This is a genomic window from Nocardia lijiangensis NBRC 108240 (genome assembly GCF_001613045.1).
Taxonomy (GTDB): domain Bacteria; phylum Actinomycetota; class Actinomycetes; order Mycobacteriales; family Mycobacteriaceae; genus Nocardia; species Nocardia lijiangensis.
On sequence record NZ_BDBP01000138.1, the window covers coordinates 1 to 13,541 of the forward strand.

The following is a 13,541-nucleotide window of genomic DNA, read 5'->3' on the forward strand; positions in this document are numbered from 1 at the left end:
GTGGCCGTGGTGCCCGCGCTCACCGCGGCGGAGGCCGCCGCGCACGGCGTGCGCGCGCTGCCGATCGTCGAGCCGGAACTGCGCGGGCAACTCGCACTGGTCTGGCGCACCGATCATCCCGCGGCGCCGGCCACCAAGGTGCTCCTCGGCCAGCTTCGAATCGCACTCGGCGATCGTTCGGGCACTCGCCCATGATCGCGGGCGGAGTGGCCGAAGAATGGCGGCCGGCAATTCCGCGACGCGACCCGCATGGGTGCCGCACTCACCATTCCTCCGGCACTATCGACGGAAGTGCCCACTCCGGCCACGGCTTCCATCTACACTGGTCAACGCCCTTGTCAGGGCAAGTTGAACCTCAAATTTCCTGCATTCCCCGTCAGTGGAAAACAAACCGGGAGCCCGAATCGAATACGCCGGTAAGTCGTCTGGACACAAAGTGATTTGAAGAGGGATCATATTCCTTATCCGGTGCCGTTCGTCGGGGGAACGTCAAAGGAAATCGGCAATCATGGATTGGAGTCCAATGTTTATCAAGAAACTGGTGGCTACCGCATTCATGGCCATCGCGGCCACCGGCATAGCCACCGCTACCGGACACGGGGAGTCCGGTCTGGCGGACGTCAGCTTCAGCGGCACGGACGGCGCCGTCGGCTACACGGCGACACTCGCGGCCGATCACTCGAGTGCCTTGGTGAATCTCGCCTCCGGCAAGTTCGCCATCACACCCGACGCGGTCACGGTTCTCGCGAACGACGGCACGGTCGTCGGCGCCATCCCGACGACGTTCGGGCAGTTCGCCGTCGCACCCGCGCTCAATGCCACAGGCACTCAGCTGTCGCTGACCCCGATCGGCGGACCGACGAACGAGGCGGTCCTCTCCCAGGATCTGCCCGGCGTGCACCAGGCCTTGGGACCGATTTCGGTCGCCGTCGGCGGCGCCATCGGCTGCCTGGTCGGTGTCGCGATCGGGATCTGGTTCTTCCTGGTCGGAGCCATCCCCGGATGCATCATCGGCGCAGCCTTCGGCGCCGCCCTCGGCTTCTTCTCGCCGTTCCCGTGATCGGTCACCGAGCGGAAGCAGTCGATAGACACTGACACATCGGGCCGGGCGCCCCTTCGGACGCCCGGCCCACTGCTGTCGCGGCTCAGAGCAACCGCGACAGGAATGCCTTGGTGCGTTCGTGTTTCGGATCGGCGAGCACCTCGCGCGGCACGCCGGCCTCCACCACCACGCCGCCGTCCATGAACACCAGCTGGTCGGCGACCTCGCGGGCGAAGCCCATCTCGTGCGTCACCACCACCATGGTCATGCCGCTCTCGGCGAGTTCGCGCATCACCTGCAGCACCTCGCCGACCAGTTCCGGATCCAGCGCCGAGGTCGGCTCGTCGAACAGCATCAGCTTCGGATCCATGGCCAGTGCCCTGGCAATCGCGACTCGCTGCTGCTGACCGCCGGACAGCTGGGCGGGATAGGCATTGGCTTTGTCGCCCATGCCCACCCGCTCGAGCAGTTCGTGCGCGCGGGCCACGGCGTCGGCCTTGCGCACCTTCTTCACCTGCGTCGGCGCCTCGATGATGTTCTCCAGCGCCGTCCGATGCGGGAACAGGTTGAAGTGCTGGAACACCATGCCGATATCGCGGCGCTGCTTGGCCGCATCGCGCGGGTGCAGTTCGTAGAGCTTGTCGCCCTTCTGCCGATACCCGACGAGTTCGCCGTCCACGTACAGCCTGCCCGCGTTCACCTGCTCAAGGTGGTTGATGCAGCGCAGGAAGGTGGACTTGCCGGAACCGGAAGGGCCGATCAGGCACAGCACCTCACCGCGCGCCACCTCCAGCGAGATGCCTTTGAGCACCTGTAGCGCGCCGAAGTTCTTGCACACCCGGTCCGCGACGATCATTCGCGGGGCCGCGTCCTTGTCCATGGAGACCGTCATTTCGCCTTCACCACGCTCTGCGCGTCGGCCAGTTGCTGCAACTGCTTGGCGGTCAGCTGCCGGGACGCGCCGCGCGAGTAGTACCGCTCCAGATAGAACTGACCCACCATCAGCACGCTGGTGATGGCCAGGTACCAGGTCGCGGTGACCAGCAGCAGCGGGATCGGCTGGAAGTTCACGCCGTAGATGTCGCGGGCCCGTCCGAACAGGTCCGTGCTCAACGGGATCGCGGTCACCAGCGAGGTGGTCTTCAGCATGCCGATGAGCTCGTTGCCGGTCGGCGGGATGATCACCCGCATGGCCTGCGGCAGCACGGTGCGCCGCATGGTCTGGGTCCAGGACATGCCGAGCGCGACCGACGCCTCGCGCTGCCCCTCGCCCACGGAATTGATACCCGCGCGGACGATCTCCGCCATGTACGCGGCCTCGTTGAGGCCGAGGCCGATGACGGCGAAGGTGAACGCCGCCTGCAGCTCCTGCACGTCGAGCTCGAAGAACTGCGGCCCGAACGGCACGCCGAGGTGGATCTGCTGATACAGCGAGGGCACCAGGCCCCAGAACACCAGCTGCACGAAAATCGGTGTGCCGCGGAAGATCCAGAGATACACCCAGGCGGCGGAGCGCAGCACCGGGTTCGGCGAGAGGCGCATCACCGCGAGCACGGTGCCGAGGACGATCGCGATGGCCATCGCCAGCACGGTCAGCTCGAGCGTGACGACCGCGCCCGCCACGATCCTGCTGTCGAACAGGTACTTCCAGTAGGTGTCCCACTTGTAGGCGTCATTGGTGGCGGCGCCGTAGACGAACAGCCCGAGCAGCACCAGGATGACGGCCGCGGCGATCCAGCGGCCCGGCCTGCGCAGCGGAACCGCTTTGATCGGCTCCGGCTCGGCCGGCGCCGCGACGCCGCCGGGCCCGGGATCTCCGGGCACGGCGGTGGTGTCGGTGTCGGACATGGGTCAGCTCACGGCCCCGTTGACGACCGATTCGGTGATCGCGCCGTCCTGCACGCCCCAGTTCTGGGTGATCTGCTTGTACTGGCCGTTCTTGATGAGGTGGTTGACCGCGGCCTGCAGAACCTTGGCCAGCGGCGAGCCCTTCGGCACCGCCCAGCCGTAGGGCGCGGAGTCGAACACCGGGCCGGCGGTCTCGATCTTGCCGCTGCTCTGCTTGATGGCGTACGCGGTCACCGGCGAGTCGGCCGACATCGCGTCGACCTGGCCGAGCACCAGCGCGTTGGTCGCGGCGCTCTGCTCGTCGAACGGCTTGATGTCGATGGCGGGCTTGCCTTCCGCGACGCACTTGGCGCTCTTGGCGGGCACCTCGTCGGTGTGCTCGACCGTGGTGGCCTGCACGGCGACCTTCTTGCCACAGGCGTTGTTCGGGTCGACCGGCTTGCCGGACTGCTGGGCCCACTGGATGCCCGCGCTGAAGTAGGTGGTGAAGTCGACCTGCTGCTCGCGTTCCTTGGAGTCGGTGATCGAGGACATGCCGACGTCGTAGGTGCCCGCCTGGATCGCCGGAATGATCTTCTCGAAGGCCGACTCGACGTACTCGGCCTTGATGCCCAGCACGGAGGTGACGGCGTCCATCAGGTCCACGTCGAAGCCGACGATCTTGCCGCTGGCGTCCTTGTACTCGTTGGGCTGATACGGCACGTTCACGCCGATGACCAGCTTGCCGGACTGCTTGACCTTGTCGGGTAGTTGATCGGCGATTTCGGCGACCTTGTCCACCTGTACCTTGGACACCGCCGGTCCGGTCTCTTCGGTGTTGGTGGTACAGCCCGCCAGCACGAGTGCGGCGCCGGTGAGCGCGCACATCGCTCGCAGGGCGCGCCTGCCAGGCTTGGATCGATCAGACACAGCAGCCCTCCACATTTCGGTTACAAGAAACCCGGGTGTTACCACCCGTTTGGCAATCTAAGCGACCGAGACGTTTCGTGCTGGACAGTAATGGAATTCCACATCGGCTCGTTGTGGACTCCACTCGGTACAGGTTGCCGGTGCGCCGACGGGACACCATACTCTCGCACCTCACAACCGGACCGTGTGGGTTGCCATCTAATTGCCACCTTCCTGCCGCAGGTCCACCGGCACGTCGCCGCAACCTCCAACCGGAGCCGGGGGACGCCTCCATCAGCACCGACACCTGCGCCACGCATCGCCGGACGGCCGCGTCCGCACTCCCGAGAAACGGTCGCAGCGCGGCATCGCTGAACGTTAACCATTCCGAAGCCGCGCCGATCGCCACCGGCCCGCGGGGAGTCCGAGCCTCGAGCACGGCGCTCAGCGCGTCTCGCACGACACGCGGCCGATCGACCACGCAGGGAAAGAATTTGCGGCACACAAGTTTTCGCGCGCCGCCTGCGGCGCGCAGTTCCGGTCGGGCCTCAGGCGCCGAAGCGCTCGCTCTCGTATCACCGCACTCGGCGCCGGAGATATCCGAATCGCTCTACACTGGGCGCGTGCGTGTTCGACGGCTGATCGCCCTGTCCTTTATCACCCTGCTCGCCCCGCTCGGTGTGGCTGCCTGCACCGTGGAGGGTGCGGGCACCAAGTCCGAATGCAACGTCGGCGGGTGCACCGTGACCTTCGACCGCGGCGTGAACGCCAAGGCGAACATTCTCGGTGTGGACGCGGAACTCGTTGCCGTGAACGGGAACACCGTCACCCTGAAGATCGGCGGCCAGCAGGTCGACGTCCCGGTCGGCGAGACACAGCCCGCCGAGGGGCTGAACGTCACGGTGCAGGAGGTCACCGACCAGAAGGTCGTCGTCAAGCTCGCCACCGGCTTGTAGGGCAACTGACGCCGCGGGCCGAGGTGGTTCAGCGGCGGTGCACCCGGGCGCACACCTGCTCGGTGAACTCGCCGGTCGAGGCCTGACCACCCAGATCCGCGGTCGCGATGCCCGCCGCGAAGGTCGCCGCCACCGCACGCTCGATGCGATCCGCCGCGGAGTGCAGCGCGGAGTCCGCATCGCGAGTCCCCAGCCAGCGCAGCAGCATCGCCGCGGACAGCTGCAACGCGACCGGATTGGCGCGGTTGTGCCCGGCCAGAGTCGGTGCGGCGCCGTGCACCGCCTGCGCCATCGCGCGAGTCGCCGAGCAGTTCAGCGAGGCGGCCATCCCCAGCGAACCGCTCAGTTCGCCCGCCAGATCGGACAGGATGTCGCCGAACAGATTCTCGGTGACCAGCACATCGAAGTCGCCCGCGGCGCGGACCAGATGCGCGGCCGTCGCGTCCACGTGCTCGTCGTCCACCTCGACGCCTGGGTAGGCGCGCGCCACGTCGTAGCAGACATCGCGGAACAGGCCCATGGTCATCGGCAGCACATTCGCCTTGTGCACGATGGTCACCCGTTTGCGGCGCGTCGCGGCCAGGCGGAAGGCCTCGTGCGCGATCAGTTCGCAGGCGCGCCGGGTCACCACGGCGACGGCCATCGCCATGTCGCGGGTCGGCTTGAACTCGCCCGACCCGGCGAACATATTGCGGTCGGCGTAGAACCCTTCGCTGTTCTCGCGCACGATCACCAGGTCGATGTCCGGCGCGGCCGAGCGCACGCCCGCGAACGCGCGGGCCGGGCGGATGTTCGCGTACAGGCCGAACTGCTTGCGGATCGCACCGCCCGGCGCCACCGCGCCGCGATGCTCGGGCGGATAGGACGCGTTGTCGTGCGGTCCGAGGATCCAGGCGTCGAGTTCCTCGAGTCCGCGCAGCGTGTGGTCGGGCAGCGCGGCGCCGAACTCCTCGATGGCGCGATGACCCATCGGCAACTGCACCCACTTCACCGCGGCCGCACCCGCCGCGGCCAGTGCCTCGTCGACGACCGCCCTGGTCGCGCGCACCACCTCGGGACCGATCCCGTCGCCCTCGATCAGCCCTACTCGCACCGCTGTACCCTACTCACCTCGTTCACCGGGCAATCCTTTCGCCGACGCCTCGCCGCACCGGAACCGGCCCGCGGTCCCCGGCTGTGCGGCTACGTTGAGAAGATCATGGTGCAGTCGGTCGAATTGCTGGTGGACGACGCGGCCGAGGCGGAGATTCGGCGGCAGTGGACGCTGCTCGCCGAGGCCGGGCTGCCCAGTGTCACGCCCAAGGCGATCGAGACCCACCGCCCGCACATCACGATCGCGGTGGCCAGGCAGATCTGGCCGCGCATCGACCACGCCCTCGACGAGCTGATCTTCCGCCCGTTCCCGGTGCGGCTCGGCGGCGTGCTGGTGTTCGGGGCACGACACCCGATCCTGGTGCGGCTGGTTGTGCCCTCCGAGCAGCTGCTCACGCTGCAGCGGCGGGTGTACGACATCGTGTCGCCGTGTCCGGGCGCGCCCGCCAACCTGCGTCCGGACGCCTGGACGCCGCATATCACGCTGGCCCGGCGGGTACCGGTCCGCCTGCTCGGTGACGCGGTGCACGCCGTAGCCGCCGATCGTGATTTCCCCACCACGATCACGGGTATTCGGCGGTGGGACGGCGACCAGCGACGGGAGTGGCCGGTCGGCCGTGGAAGATAAGAGACGAGCCCGGCGTTACAGCTGGCAACATTCGACACGAGAGGACGTCATGGCCACCCAGACGCTGACCCAGCAGAATTTCGACGAGGTAGTCACCGGAAACGACGTGGTACTCGTCGATTTCTGGGCCGAGTGGTGCGGCCCGTGCAAGAGCTTCGCGCCGACCTTCGAGGCCTCCTCGACCAAGCATCCCGACGTCGTGCACGGCAAGGTCGACACCGAATCCGAGCAGGGTCTCGCGGCCGCCGCGAACATCCGCTCCATCCCGACCATCATGGCCTTCCGCGAGGGTGTTCTGGTCTTCGCGCAGCCGGGCGCGCTGCCGCCCGCCGCGCTCGAGGATCTGGTCACCCAGGTGAAGGCCCTCGACATGGACGAGGTCCGCAAGCAGCTCGCCGAGCAGCAGGCCGCTTCGGAATAAGACAGACGCACCGGGCCGGGCACCCTGCGAGGGTGCCCGGCCCGTCGTGTGTTTCAGGAACCGAGTCGGTTGATCCCGGAAATCATTGCGCGAACGATGGATTCGGCGCCGTCGCCGGAGAGCGCCGCACCCCATCCGCGCTTGCCGTCGAGCTCGCACCAGACGAAGGTCGCGGTGCCGTCGGCGGTGCGGCGCTGGTGGAACTGCAGGATCTCCACCGGGTAGCCCTCGTCGTAGAGGGCCGAGGTGAGCGCGGCGACCGGGCTTCCGGTGGTCGCCACCGTGCGCAGGTGGCCGGCGAACTCGAGGGTCGCGGTGCACTCGGCGTCGCGGTGGCCGGCGGCGTATTCGCTGAGCCGGACCGGGCCGGTGTGCCCGCAGTAGCAGTCGTAGAATTCCGCCGGGCTCATCCCGGCGGCTTCCGCGCGCAGTCCCTTGGGTGCGGCGGCGATGAATGTCTTGGTATCAAGAGTGAGCATGGTCATTGTGGGGTAGGTCTTCCCGAAAATGTCGGCGGAGGGGACCAGCGTCAACACATCATCAGCCCGCAGCGAGGGGGCCGGTCCGAATCAGACCCCGCTACGGCGGGTTACTACGAGAAGTCGCGCCTGCGCCACCGCGGTAAGCGGAATTAGCGCAACGCGGTCGCGGTCTGCGACACGGAGCGCTGCGCTGTGGCAGTCGGCGGGATTCGGCACGGCATCGAGAATAGGCAGTCCGAAGCCCGATAGCAACCTTTTCGCGCCCCCGTTTCTCCTACTCGTGGGTATCATCGCCGCAGCTCACACCGCACGCGGCGCGGGTAACGTTGTGGCATGGGTCTCCTCGCCATGACCATCCCCGGACTCGCCATGCTCCTGATCCTGGTCGCCTTCGCCGAAGTCCTCTGGAACCGCCTCACCGGCAGCCGTTTTCTGCCGTGGACCAAGCGCCGCGGAGGCCATCCCGTCGCCGCCACCGGCTTCGAAGAGGTGGCCGCGGCCTTCCAGGGCTCCAAGCACTTCGAGTTCGAACAGCGCCAGACGACCCTCATGCACCGGGAGACGAAGTCCGACGGCGCTCCCCCGCGGGACGAGGTGGACCTGAGCACCGGCGCGGCCCGGCTGGTCCGCAGGTCACCGTCGCCACCGGCCGCCTGACCTGCACCACCCTCCGGGTGCCCGACCCTCCCCGTACCGCACAACGCTTTCGGTGACGTCAGCGCTGAGATCCCCGAGGTCGCCAGTGGCACAATATGTTTCGTCGCACAGCAGACGCACGACACGGCCGGGGCCCCGATGATCCGGAATCCGCGGCCGCCCGTGCGCGCCTCGGTCTCAGCCCGCCATGACGGGGATCGCGACCGGCGCCGGATCCGACGCGGTGGCGCGATCCAGGCCGCGGCGGTCGTAGAGGTGGGTGGCGAGGACTCCGAGGACCAGGCCGATGGCCAGGCCGAGCAGCGTCATCCAGAGACCTTGGCCGAGACCGGCTTCGGCGTGGGCATCGAAGAAGAGGATGGCGCGCACGGCCAGATAGATCTGGTGCATGGGTTCGAAGGCCGCCAGATTCGAGATGTAGGAGGGCGTGGCTTCCAGCGGAACGGTGGCCGCCGACGAGGGCAGGCCGAGCACCACGAACAGGATCAGGTTCACCAGCAGTCCCGCGGTGCCGAAGGCGGCGAGCACGGCGAGCGCGGTGAAACCGACGGCGATGATGGCCAGGCTGCCGTACAGCCACAGCAATAGTCCGTTGCCCAGCGGGACGCCCAAAGCCGCTGCGACGCCGAGGAATATCGCGGACAGAATGGGCGCCGCGGTGGCGATGACGCCCCACTTGATCAGCAGGGTGCGCAGGCGCGAGACGCCCGCGGCGGGCGGATGCACGAACCAGGGGCCGTACTCGGTCGGCGTGAAGCCGAGCACCGAATCGATGAGCGTGTGGATCATCATGGCGCCGGTGAATCCGGCGAGCAGCAGGATCAGGGTGTAGAAGAACGCGACGAGACCCTGGCCCGCGCCGTCGTCCATGGGCCGGTAGGGCGCCGTGACGACCTGCACCGGGTCGGTCAGCAGAAGCCTTGCGGCGCCGCTCATCTCGGCTGGCGTGCCCTGCGCGAGCGCGGCATTCACCTGATCGGTCAGGTTCTTGCCGACGGTCTCGTTCACCTGCGTCAGCGCGCGGTCGGCGATGCGCTGCATGATGCCGGTGGTGTAGGGCCCGACACGCGGATTCGTCTGCACCGTGATGACCGGTCGCTCGATCTCGCCGGGCACCACCGCGCCCGCGCCGAGGATGGCGAGGCGCTTGGTGAAGTCCGAGGGGATGACGATGGCGCCGTACACCTCGCCGTTCTGCAGCTGGGTGCGCGCCTCGGCGATGCCGACGACGCGCAGATCGATGCTGTCCGAAGGGATCCCGGCCACCAGCGCATCGGTGACCTGAGCGCCGACGTTCGCGGGCTTGCCGTCGAGCGTGTCGCCAACATCCTGATTGACCAGTGCGACAGGAAAGTCGTGCAGATTCTTCTCGGTATTGCTGGCGTAGCCGAGGTACATGGTGGCAAGCAGCGCCGCGAACACCATCAGCACCGCAATCGGGGCGGTGAAGGTCCGAACCGTCATACGGCAAATGTAGTCAGTGCCTACAAAGTAGGCAACGCCTACATCTTGTTATCCTGCATACACCATGCCGATCACCCGAACCCGCTCCTACCATCACGGAGACCTCCGCGCCGAACTGTTGCAGCGCGCCGAGGCGACCCTGCGGGAATCCGGTGTCGACGGCCTGTCGCTGCGGCAATTGGCCCGCGACGTCGGCGTCAGTCACGCCGCACCGACCCGCCATTTCAAGGACAAGCAAGCGCTGCTCGACGCGCTGGCGGTGTCGGGGTTCGAGCAGCTGGGCGCCGCGCTCGAGAAGACAGCGGCCTGCGACGGGGTCGGCGGCCGTATCCGCGAGATGGCGCAGACCTACCTGCGCTTCGCCACCGAGAACTCGGCCCTGCTCGAGCTGATGTTCGCCCGCAGGCACAGCCCCGCCGCGGCGGAAGCGGTGACCGAGGCGGTGGACCGGGCCTTCGCGGCGCCGGTCGCGCTGATCGCGGACGCCCAGGCACGCGGCGAGGTGATCGCGGGCGAACCCCGGCGCATCGCCCTGTCGGCCGTCGCCGTCCTGCAAGGTCTGGCCACGTTCATCGGCTCCGGCGTGATCGACGCCGACACCGCCCACGAACTGCTCGACGAGACGACCGGCTACATGCTGGACGGACTGCGCCCGCGCCGGTAGCGCCGCCGCCCACCGGTGCTTCCACACACCGCGCACACGCCTCACATAGCCGGTGCTTGCGTGAGGCGTGCGGCGGGTGTGTGGGGCCGGAAGATCAGTGCGCGGCGGAATCCCAGCTGCGCCCGGTGCCGACCGACACGTCCAGCGGCACCGACAGGTCGATCGCGGCGGACATCTGTTCGCGGGCCATCCGTTCCAGCGGCTCGCGCTCGCCCTCGGCGACCTCGAAGACGAGCTCGTCGTGGATCTGCAGCAGCATCCGCGAGCGCAGGCCCGCCTCGCGAATCGCGTTGTGCACGTTGATCATCGCCACCTTGATGATGTCGGCGGCGGTGCCCTGGATGGGCGCGTTGAGCGCCATCCGCTCGGCGGCCTCGCGGCGCTGCCGGTTGCTGGAATCCAGGTCGGGCAGGTAGCGACGGCGACCGAAGAGCGTCTCGGTGTAGCCGACCTTGCGGGCTTGCTCGACGACCTCGTACAGGTAGTCGCGAATGCGGCCGAAGCGGGAGAAGTAGATGTCCATCTGCTCCTTCGCCTCGGTGGTGCTGATCTTCAGCTGCGCCGAGAGACCGTAGGAGCTCAAGCCGTAGGCGAGACCGTACGACATCGCCTTGATGCGCCTGCGCAGTTCCGGGCTCACCTCGGAGATGGGGATGTCGAACGCCTTGGACGCGACGAAGCTGTGCAGATCCTCCCCGGAGTTGAACGCCTCGATCAGGCCCTCGTCGCCGGACAGATGCGCCATGATCCGCATCTCGATCTGGCTGTAGTCGGCGGTCATCAGCTCGGCGTATCCGGCGCCGACCACGAAGGTGTCGCGGATCTGGCGTCCGGTGTCGGTGCGAATCGGGATGTTCTGCAGGTTCGGCTCGGTCGAGGAGAGGCGCCCGGTGGCCGCGATGGTCTGGTTGAACGTGGTGTGGATGCGGCCGTCCTCGGCGACGGACTTCAGCAGGCCGTCCACCGTCACCTTCAGCCGGGTGGCGTCACGATGCGCGAGCAGGTGCTCGAGGAAGGGGTGCTGGGTCTTCTCGAACAACGATTCCAGCGCATCGGCGTCGGTGGTGTAGCCGGTCTTGGTGCGCTTGGTCTTGGGCATGTCGAGCTCGTCGAACAGCACCACCTGCAGCTGCTTGGGCGAGCCGAGGTTGATCTGCTTGCCGATCACGCCGTAGGCCGCCTCGGCCGCCTCGCTCACCTTGTCGGCGAACTGGCGTTGCAGCGTCTCCAGCTGCTCGACGTCGACCGCGATGCCCGCGTCCTCCAGGGTGGACAGCACGCCGAGCAGCGGCAGTTCCATGTCGGTGAGCAGTGCGGTGGACTCGATCTGCTGGAGCTCGGTGTCCAGGGCGGCGGCCAGGTCGAGCACCGCGCGGGCGCGCAGCATCTCGGTCTGCGCCAGCTCGGCCTCGACGGTGTCCTCGTCGTCCAGCAGCGACAGCTGCGGTGTCACGTCGGTCTCGGCGCGCAGCTCGCGGTGCAGGTAGCGCAGCGAGAGGTCGTCGAGGTTGAAGCTGCGCTGACCGGGCCGGACCAGGTAGGCCGCCAGCGCGGTGTCGCTGGTCAGTCCCGCCAGGGTCCAGCCGCGTCCGCGCAGCGCGTGCCCGGCCGACTTGGCCTCGTGCAGCGCCTTGAACACCGCGGCATCGGCGAGCCAGGCGCCGAGCGCGGCCTCGTCCTCGGGAGCCAGCACGGTGACATCGATGTAGCCGCTCTCACCGTCGGCGGCCGCGATCGCCAGCGCCTTCACGTCGCCGTTGCCGGGAGTGCTCGTGCCGACCACCGAAACACCGTGCCGGACACCGGCTTTCGCGTGCTCGGCGAGCCATTCGGCGACCGCGCCGACGGCCAGCGCGCCGCCGGAGATCTCGAAACCGGACTCGGCCTCCGGTTCCGGCGAGCCCAGGGTCTCGAACAGCCGGTCGCGCAGCACCCGGAATTCCAGGTCGTCGAAGAGCTGGTGGATCTTCTCCCGATCCCACGGCGCCTGCGCCAGCTGGTCGGGGGTGTAGGGCAGCGGCACGTCCTTGACCATCTCGGTGAGCTGCCGGTTGAGCACCACGCTGCTCAGGTTGGCCCGCAGCGCGTCGCCCACCTTGCCCTTCACCTGGTCCACCTTCTCCACCAGGGTGGCCAGATCGCCGTACTCGCGAATCCACTTGGCGGCGGTCTTCTCCCCCACGCCGGGGATACCGGGCAGGTTGTCGCTCGGGTCGCCGCGCAGTGCCGCGTAGTCCGGGTACTGGATCGGGGTGAGGCCGTACTTGGCCACCACCTCGTCCGGGGTGAACCGGGTCAGATCCGAGACGCCCTTGCGCGGATACAGCACGGTGACCTCGTCGTTGACCAGCTGGATCGAGTCGCGGTCACCGCTGACGATGAGGACGCGGAACCCCTCGGCCTGGGCCTGGGTAGTGATGGTGGCGATCACGTCGTCGGCCTCGAAGCCATCGATCGCCATCACCGGGATGCCGAGCGCGCCGAGCACGTCCTTGGTGAGCTCCACCTGGCCGCGGAACTCGTCCGGCGTCTGGCTGCGGTTGGCCTTGTACTCCGGGTAGGCCTCGGTGCGGAAGGTCTTGCGGGACACGTCGAACGCCGCGGCGACGTGGCTCGGCTTCTCGTCGCGTAGCAGGTTGATGAGCATGGCGGTGAACCCGTACACCGCGTTCGTGGTCTGCCCCGTGACCGTCTTGAAGTTCTCCGCGGGTAGCGCGAAGAAAGCGCGGTAGGCGAGCGAATGCCCGTCCAGCAACAGCAGTGTCGGCCGGTCACCGGAGTCGGCGGCGGTGGGACGCGAGGCAGTCGTGGGTGAGCTCACGCCCCAGAGTCTAGGGACCGGCACCGACAAGCCGAAACGCCGACACCGGGACACGCGCGGAACCGGCTCGCGATGGAACGACGGGGCGGCGGCGGCGCGGAGCTACTCGACGTTCTCCTGGTCGGCGTACCAGGTGTTGCACTCCCAGGTGTCGCCTTTGTCGGAGCCCCACTTCCACCAGCCCCACGCGTTGTGGTCCGCGCCGCGCACACGGGGTGCACCGGGCCTGTCGCCCGCGGCGCGCGCCCGGTCGGCGGCTTCGTCCCAGGTCTGCTGATCGATGTCGCCGCGGCCGTGGTTGATGCCGAAGAACATGCCCGCGAAGCAACCGGCTTGCAGTTCCAGCCGCCTGCTCTGCTCCTGGCCCGCCGCGGTCTGCCAGCCCGATTCGGTGCGCTGGTCGGTGTAGGCGCGCAAGACGCCGACTATGTGCTGGACGTGATGGCCGTATTCGTGAGCGAGCAGCTCGAGCTGCGCGCCGCGGCGCGACTCCGCGGTGGCGGCTCGCGCGGCGGCGTACGGGATGACGATCGTCTCGTCGGTGTAGCAGTACGACGCGGGCGCGCCGTCCTGCGGGC

15 protein-coding genes are annotated in these 13,541 nt (G+C 68.0%); 7 read left to right on the forward strand and 8 right to left on the reverse strand.

From position 1 onward, the window contains the following. The coding region (locus tag NL1_RS33695; RefSeq protein ID WP_339379972.1) for a LysR substrate-binding domain-containing protein at nucleotides 1–195 on the forward strand (195 nt) is incomplete at its 5' end. A 346-nt stretch (nucleotides 196–541) separates the two neighbouring features. Continuing rightward, a complete protein-coding gene (locus tag NL1_RS33700; RefSeq protein ID WP_245673707.1) occupies nucleotides 542–1,060 on the forward strand; it encodes a DUF8020 domain-containing protein in 519 nt (172 codons plus the stop codon). 85 nt (nucleotides 1,061–1,145) lie between these two features. Here the strand turns inward: NL1_RS33700 and NL1_RS33705 are convergent, their stop codons facing one another. From NL1_RS33705 to NL1_RS33715, 3 genes are read right to left on the reverse strand one after another with little or no spacing between them, the layout of a single operon-like run. Then, a complete protein-coding gene (locus NL1_RS33705) occupies nucleotides 1,146–1,898 on the reverse strand; it encodes an amino acid ABC transporter ATP-binding protein (RefSeq protein WP_156095169.1) in 753 nt (250 codons plus the stop codon). 32 nt (nucleotides 1,899–1,930) lie between these two features. Continuing rightward, entirely contained in the window at nucleotides 1,931–2,890 is a 960-nt protein-coding gene (locus tag NL1_RS33710; RefSeq protein WP_084511328.1) for an amino acid ABC transporter permease, read from the reverse strand. A gap of 3 nt (nucleotides 2,891–2,893) precedes the next feature. Then, on the reverse strand, nucleotides 2,894–3,814 hold the full coding sequence (locus NL1_RS33715; RefSeq protein ID WP_067848405.1) for an ABC transporter substrate-binding protein: 921 nt from the start codon (nucleotides 3,812–3,814) through the stop codon (nucleotides 2,894–2,896). Nucleotides 3,815–4,401: 587 nt separating this feature from the next. Between NL1_RS33715 and NL1_RS33720 the strand changes: the two genes are divergently transcribed. Beyond that, a complete protein-coding gene (locus NL1_RS33720) occupies nucleotides 4,402–4,734 on the forward strand; it encodes a hypothetical protein (RefSeq protein WP_067848408.1) in 333 nt (110 codons plus the stop codon). A gap of 28 nt (nucleotides 4,735–4,762) precedes the next feature. Here the strand turns inward: NL1_RS33720 and NL1_RS33725 are convergent, their stop codons facing one another. Continuing rightward, nucleotides 4,763–5,827 (reverse strand): isocitrate/isopropylmalate dehydrogenase family protein, encoded by a 1,065-nt coding sequence (locus NL1_RS33725; RefSeq protein WP_067848411.1) that lies wholly within the window; start codon nucleotides 5,825–5,827, stop codon nucleotides 4,763–4,765. A 105-nt stretch (nucleotides 5,828–5,932) separates the two neighbouring features. Here NL1_RS33725 and NL1_RS33730 point away from each other — a divergent pair, with 105 nt between their 5' ends. After that, nucleotides 5,933–6,454 (forward strand): 2'-5' RNA ligase family protein, encoded by a 522-nt coding sequence (locus NL1_RS33730; protein WP_067848414.1) that lies wholly within the window; start codon nucleotides 5,933–5,935, stop codon nucleotides 6,452–6,454. A gap of 49 nt (nucleotides 6,455–6,503) precedes the next feature. Then, nucleotides 6,504–6,875 (forward strand): thioredoxin, encoded by a 372-nt coding sequence (gene trxA, locus NL1_RS33735; protein ID WP_067848417.1) that lies wholly within the window; start codon nucleotides 6,504–6,506, stop codon nucleotides 6,873–6,875. Between the two features lie 53 nt (nucleotides 6,876–6,928). Here trxA and NL1_RS33740 read toward each other — a convergent pair whose 3' ends face one another. After that, complete coding sequence (locus NL1_RS33740; RefSeq protein ID WP_245673708.1) at nucleotides 6,929–7,354, reverse strand: 2-isopropylmalate synthase; 426 nt, start codon at nucleotides 7,352–7,354, stop codon at nucleotides 6,929–6,931. 336 nt (nucleotides 7,355–7,690) lie between these two features. Between NL1_RS33740 and NL1_RS33745 the strand changes: the two genes are divergently transcribed. After that, nucleotides 7,691–8,014: a DUF6191 domain-containing protein gene (locus NL1_RS33745; protein ID WP_067848420.1), complete on the forward strand. Its 324-nt coding sequence runs from the start codon at nucleotides 7,691–7,693 to the stop codon at nucleotides 8,012–8,014. Nucleotides 8,015–8,191: 177 nt separating this feature from the next. Here NL1_RS33745 and NL1_RS33750 read toward each other — a convergent pair whose 3' ends face one another. After that, nucleotides 8,192–9,478 (reverse strand): YhgE/Pip domain-containing protein, encoded by a 1,287-nt coding sequence (locus tag NL1_RS33750; protein WP_067848423.1) that lies wholly within the window; start codon nucleotides 9,476–9,478, stop codon nucleotides 8,192–8,194. Nucleotides 9,479–9,542: 64 nt separating this feature from the next. Here NL1_RS33750 and NL1_RS33755 point away from each other — a divergent pair, with 64 nt between their 5' ends. Then, nucleotides 9,543–10,142 (forward strand): TetR/AcrR family transcriptional regulator, encoded by a 600-nt coding sequence (locus NL1_RS33755; RefSeq protein ID WP_067848426.1) that lies wholly within the window; start codon nucleotides 9,543–9,545, stop codon nucleotides 10,140–10,142. 94 nt (nucleotides 10,143–10,236) lie between these two features. Here the strand turns inward: NL1_RS33755 and polA are convergent, their stop codons facing one another. Together polA and NL1_RS33765 are read right to left on the reverse strand one after the other, a co-directional pair. Beyond that, nucleotides 10,237–12,963, reverse strand: a complete 2,727-nt coding sequence (gene polA / locus NL1_RS33760; protein ID WP_067848427.1) for a DNA polymerase I — start codon at nucleotides 12,961–12,963, stop codon at nucleotides 10,237–10,239. A 102-nt stretch (nucleotides 12,964–13,065) separates the two neighbouring features. Beyond that, on the reverse strand, nucleotides 13,066–13,541 hold a 476-nt coding region (locus NL1_RS33765; protein WP_174553512.1), incomplete at its 5' end, for a neutral zinc metallopeptidase.